6 protein-coding genes are annotated in these 4989 nt (G+C 68.7%); 1 reads left to right on the top strand and 5 read right to left on the bottom strand.

The window, feature by feature from the left end; translation table 11 throughout:
- From AACZ35_RS12350 to ttcA, 4 genes are all read right to left on the bottom strand, one after another.
- Positions 1 to 471 (bottom strand): hypothetical protein (locus tag AACZ35_RS12350; protein ID WP_339829749.1); only part of this gene is annotated, 471 nt, incomplete at its 3' end.
- Between the two features lie 20 nt (positions 472 to 491).
- On the bottom strand, positions 492 to 1256 hold the full coding sequence (locus tag AACZ35_RS12345; protein WP_339829747.1) for a SprT family zinc-dependent metalloprotease: 765 nt from the start codon (positions 1254 to 1256) through the stop codon (positions 492 to 494).
- Positions 1257 to 1282: 26 nt separating this feature from the next.
- Positions 1283 to 2194: a recombination-associated protein RdgC gene (locus AACZ35_RS12340; RefSeq protein ID WP_188663878.1), complete on the bottom strand. Its 912-nt coding sequence runs from the start codon at positions 2192 to 2194 to the stop codon at positions 1283 to 1285.
- Entirely contained in the window at positions 2194 to 3105 is a 912-nt protein-coding gene (ttcA, locus tag AACZ35_RS12335; RefSeq protein ID WP_339829751.1) for a tRNA 2-thiocytidine(32) synthetase TtcA, read from the bottom strand. Before ttcA ends, AACZ35_RS12340 begins: the two co-directional genes overlap by 1 nt.
- 94 nt (positions 3106 to 3199) lie before the next feature.
- On the opposite strand from ttcA, the gene AACZ35_RS12330 reads away from it, so the two are divergent.
- Entirely contained in the window at positions 3200 to 3406 is a 207-nt protein-coding gene (locus AACZ35_RS12330; RefSeq protein WP_339829744.1) for a DUF465 domain-containing protein, read from the top strand.
- 30 nt (positions 3407 to 3436) lie between these two features.
- On the opposite strand, the gene plsB is transcribed toward AACZ35_RS12330, so the two are convergent.
- A partial coding sequence (plsB, locus tag AACZ35_RS12325; RefSeq protein WP_339829742.1) for a glycerol-3-phosphate 1-O-acyltransferase PlsB occupies positions 3437 to 4989 on the bottom strand: 1553 nt, incomplete at its 5' end.

Here is a 4989-nt window from a genome sequence, read left to right as displayed (position 1 = left end):
TTCGACGAAGTTGGCTTCCAGGTGCCGGCCGGCCTTGTCGAAGCCGGCCACGCGCACGGTGGCATCGGCCTGCACGGCCGCTTCGGTCCAGCCGGCCGCGCGCTGGGCCTGCCGGAACTCGTCGAACACCAGGGCCAGGCTGCGCGGGCTGTGCGCGCCCAGCGAGATCGTCCCGCCCAGCCGGGTTGCGCTGGTGATGCTGGCATCGCGCGGCAGCTTCACGTCGCCGGGAAAGTCGTCGGGCAGGGGCAGGTTGTCGCCGCTGGTGGAACTGTAGAGCCCGGCCTCGGTTTCCAGGGTGAGCGTGCGTTCGCCATTGGCGGCCTGGCCTTCCGTGGCCTGCTGGCGGGCGTTGGCCTCCAGGGCTTCGTCCACCAGGGCTTCCGACGCGCTTTCGGGGTCGGGGCCGCAGCCGCTGCACAGCAGCGCGGCCAGGCAAACACTCAGCAGGTGGCGGGCGGACGGGGCCATGGCGGCTCCCCGGCTAGGGCTTACCGGGTCAAACGCGCCAATGTCGCTTTCAAGGCCAAACCTTCGCCGCGCAGGTAGTCGCGTTCGTCGCGCCAGTGCGGCCAGCGTGTTTCCACTTCGCGCCAGAAGCGCGGTGAATGGTCGGCGTGCAGCAGGTGGCAAAGCTCGTGCACCAGCACGTATTCGAAGGCCGAGGGGCGGCCCAGCACCAGCGCCAGGTCCAGCGAAACGGCGTCGGTGGGGCTGAGCGAACCCCAGAGCGAAGACAGCGGGCGCAGGCGCAGCGACGCCGGCGGCCGCGGCAGGGCCGGCAGGTAACGCGGCAGCCAGGTGCCCAGGTCGGTGCGCGCCTGCTGCAGGTAAAAATCGCGCAGCGCGGCGCGGGCGCGGCGGTCGTCGGCGCGGTCGGGCAGCTGCAGTTCGATGCCGTGTTCGGTGAGCGTGGCGCGGGCGAAGCGGCCCTCGCGCCAGGCCAGCGGTGCGTGCAAGCCGCGCAGGGGCAAGGGTTCGGCCCAGTCGCGTCCGAACAGCGGGGCATCGTCGGGGTGCTGGCGGTCGAGCTGCTCGGCCAGCCAGACGCGGTGTTCGTGCAGGAAGGCCTCGGCCATGCGCACCGAGGCTGCCGTGGGCAGGGTCAGGCGCGCGCCCTTGTCGGAAACGATCAGGCGCAGCCGGCGCGCGCGCCGGTCGCGCACCCAGCGCACCGGCACTTCGCGGCCGTCGGCCAGCGCCAGCGGCCGGATCTCGGCCGCGGGCGGGGCGGGGCGCTTGGTTCGCAGGAACATGGGCGCCAATCTACCGCGGGACGGGATCAGGCGTCGGCGCGGCTGAACTTCAGGGCCGGCTCGAGCACCGCGAACAGGCGCTTGAGTTCGCCGGACATCAGCGCGAAGCGGGCGTCGAGTTCGGCCGCCACGCCGTCGGCTTCGGTGCCTTCGAGCTGGTCGACGGCGCCGTCGAGGAACTTGAGCTTGCGCAGCACCAGGTCTTCGCCCAGCACGAAGCCGACGTGGTCGTCGAGCACCAGGGCCAGGCGCGTGACCTGCTTGCCGGCCTCGAGGTGCTGGCGGATCTCGTCCACCTGCAGTTCGTGGCGGCTGCAGCGCACGACGGCGCCGCCGTCCACGGGGTCCTTGAGCTCGCATTCGTCGCCCAGCGACAGGCCCGGCGGCAGCGGCTCGCCGGCCAGCCAGCCGGTGAGGATGACGCGCACCGAGGCTTCGGCGTTCAGCGGCAGGGCCGGGAAGCTGCCCAGGGCGTGGCGCAGTTCCGAGACCAGGTTTTCGGCGGTCTTGCGCGAGCTGGTGTCCACGGCGATGAAGCCGTGTTCCAGGTCGAGCGTGGCCGAGCAGCGCACCGGCCGCACGAAGGCGCGCGGCAGCAGTTCAAGCACGATGTCTTCCTTCAGGCGCTTGCGGGCGCGACCGCCCAGGCGGCGGCCTTCCTTTTCTTCGATCTCGGCGAGCTTGCGGCCCAGCTGGTCGTTGATGACGGCCGAAGGCAGCAGGCGGTCTTCACCGCCCAGGGTGATCCAGATGGCGTCGCCGACGCGGTGGCTCATGGTCGCGCCGTCGCGGCCGAAGGGCGAGATGAAGCCGCGCGACATCAGCTCGGACGGGCCGACCGGCTTGAGCTTGCACTCTTCCAGGCGGGCATCGAGGTCATCGAGGGTTTTGGCGAGGGTGGTCGGGAAGCGGAAGAACGTGAGATTGCGAAAAAACATCAAAACTCCGGGGGAAGGGGGTCGGGGGTGCCGACCGCGAGCCAGGCGTTGGCGTCAGGCAGGGGACCGTCGCCATGGCGGCCCAGGGCGGCGAAGTCGAACAGGTTCGGGTCGGCCAGCTGCGCGGGGCGCACGTCGGCCAGGGCGCGGGCGATGGTTTCGCTGCGGCCGGGGCTTTCTTTTTCCCAGGCGGCCAGCATGCGGGCCACTTGCTTGCGCTGCAGGTTTTCCTGCGAACCGCACAGGGTGCAGGGAATGATGGGGAACTGCTTGAAGTCGGCGTAGGCCACCAGGTCGGCTTCGCGACAGGTTGCCAGCGGCCGGATGACCACGTGCTCGCCGTCGTCGCTGAGAAGTTTGGGCGGCATGCTGGCCAGCTTGGCGTGGAAGAACAGGTTCATGAAGAACGTGGCCAGCAGGTCGTCGCGGTGGTGGCCGAGCGCGATCTTGGTGAAACCATTTTCCTTGGCGTGCCGGTACAGCGCGCCGCGGCGCAGGCGCGAGCACAGCGAGCACATGGTCTTGCCTTCGGGCACCACGCGTTTGACCACCGAATAGGTGTCCTGCTCGATGATCGTGAAGGGCACGCCGATCGAGCGCAGGTAGTCGGGCAGCACGTGTTCCGGGAAACCGGGCTGCTTCTGGTCGAGGTTCACCGCCACCAGCTCGAAGCGCACCGGCGCCTTCTTCTGCAGCTGCAGCAGCAGGTCGAGCAGGGTGTAGCTGTCCTTGCCGCCCGACAGGCAGACCATGACCTTGTCGCCGTCTTCGATCATGCCGTAGTCGGCGATGGCCTGGCCGACCTGCCGACGCAGGCGCTTGGCCAGTTTGGCGCGCTCATGCGCCTGCCTGCGCGCGACGCCTTCGGGCGTCGGCTGGCGGGGCAGCGGATCGTGCAGGACCAGGGTCATGGCGGGGCTTGGAACGATGGCGAAACGGTCGCCCATTCTACCCCTGTCGCCCGGCCCGCCGGGGCGCTAGGCTAGCGGGGAACCGGGAGAGCGCATGGCCACCGAAGATCCCGCCAAGATCACCGCCCAGCTGGTCGAGCTGCGGGTCGAACACCGCGACCTCGACGAGGCCATCGCGCGCCTGGCGGCCGACCGCGAGGCCGACGAGCTGACGCTCAAGCGCCTGAAGAAGCGCAAGCTGCGGATCAAGGACATGATCACCGCACTCGAGAGCCGGCTGATTCCCGACCTCGACGCCTGAATATTCCTGGCTGGGTTCGCGGCGCCGGCTTCAGGCCGGCTTTTCCTCGTCACCGCGCGCCTTCGCCACCTTGCTGACCGCCTCGGGCGAGAGCTTGGCGATGGTGTGGCGCAGGTCGCGGCCCAACACCACCTTGGCGTCCTTTTCCCAGGCCATCAGTGGCTCGTCGAAGTCGAGCTTGCCGTTTTCGGCGATCCAGACCAGCTTCATTTCGCGCAGCTTGTGGATGAAGCCGCGGAACAGGGTCTTGTCGAAGAACTCCGGCGCCGCCGGCGCGTAGAGCAGGCTCAGGCGCTGGGCGGTGAGCTGGCACAGGGTCTCGAGTTCACCCGAGCTGAGCGTGCGCGGGCCATTCTTCACCAGCGTGGTGATGGCGATGAAATAACGCTCGAAGGCCTGCTGCAGGCTGTGGGCGACCGCGCGCAGGCGGAAGACTTCGTCGGTCTGGCCGGGGCCACGCGACAGGTAGCCGCCGTCGTCTTCGCTGGCCATCGACAGCAGGCCCTCGGCAACGAACAGGTCGACCGTGGCGTCGAGGTGGGCGACGAAGCCGTCGCCGTCCCAGGGCAGGAACAGTTCTTCCTGCACGAACGGATAGATCGTCCGGCCCAGGCGCAGCAGGCCTGCGCGGCTCATGCGGCGGTTGTTCTGGAAACACAGCGCCACCCAGGCGGCGCCGGCGAACAGGTGCAGCACGTTGTTGCGGAAATAACTCTGCAGCACCGCGGTTTCGCCTTCGACGCTGAGCACGGCGCCCAGCGGATGGTCGGTGCGGGTCAGCACGCCGATCTTCTCGCCATAGGCGATGATGCCGGCCGGGTCGAGTTCGGTGACGGTGACGCGGTCGGAATACGGCAGCGACGCCAACAGTTTCTTGTACAGGCCCAGCTGCGCCAGCAGGTCGGCTTCGGACATGGCGTGCTTGGGCGTGGCCAGCAGGGCCAGCGCCAGCAGGTTCACCGGGTTCACGTCGGCGGCGCGGTTGATGTTGACCTGGATCTGGTTGGCGATGTCTTCGACGGCGGTGTTGAGCCACGCCGGTTTTTCGTCTGGGTTGGTGCTGTTGCGCTCGCGCCAGTCCGGCGCGTGCACGGCCAGCACCTTGTCCAGGAAGATCGGCTCGCCGAAGTTCACCGCCACCTTGCCGTAGTGCTGGCGCAGGATGCCGGCGGCGGCCTTGAGCAGGGCCCAGATGGTTTCTTTTTCCTTGGGCTGGCCGGTCAGTTCGTCGAGGTAGCTCTTGCCCTCGATCAGTTTCTCGTAGCCGATGTAGACCGGCTGGAACACCACCGGCCGGCGCGGCGCGCGCAGGAAGGCCTTGAGCGTCATCACGATCATGCCGCCCTTGGGCGGCAGCAGCCGGCCGGTGCGCGAGCGACCGCCTTCGATGAAGTATTCAAGCGAAAAACCTTCCGACACCAGCTGCGCCACGTATTCGCCCAGCACCGCGGCGTACAGCGCATTGCCCTTGATCGAGCGGCGGATGAAGAACGCGCCGCCGCGGCGAAGGATCGGGCCCAGCACCGGCATGTTCAAATTGACGCCGGCGACGATGTGCGGCGGCACCACGCCGCGGCTGTAGA

Source organism: uncultured Arenimonas sp., from assembly GCF_963976025.1.
GTDB lineage: Bacteria > Pseudomonadota > Gammaproteobacteria > Xanthomonadales > Xanthomonadaceae > Arenimonas.
This window is presented reverse-complemented; position numbering and strand designations above follow the sequence as displayed.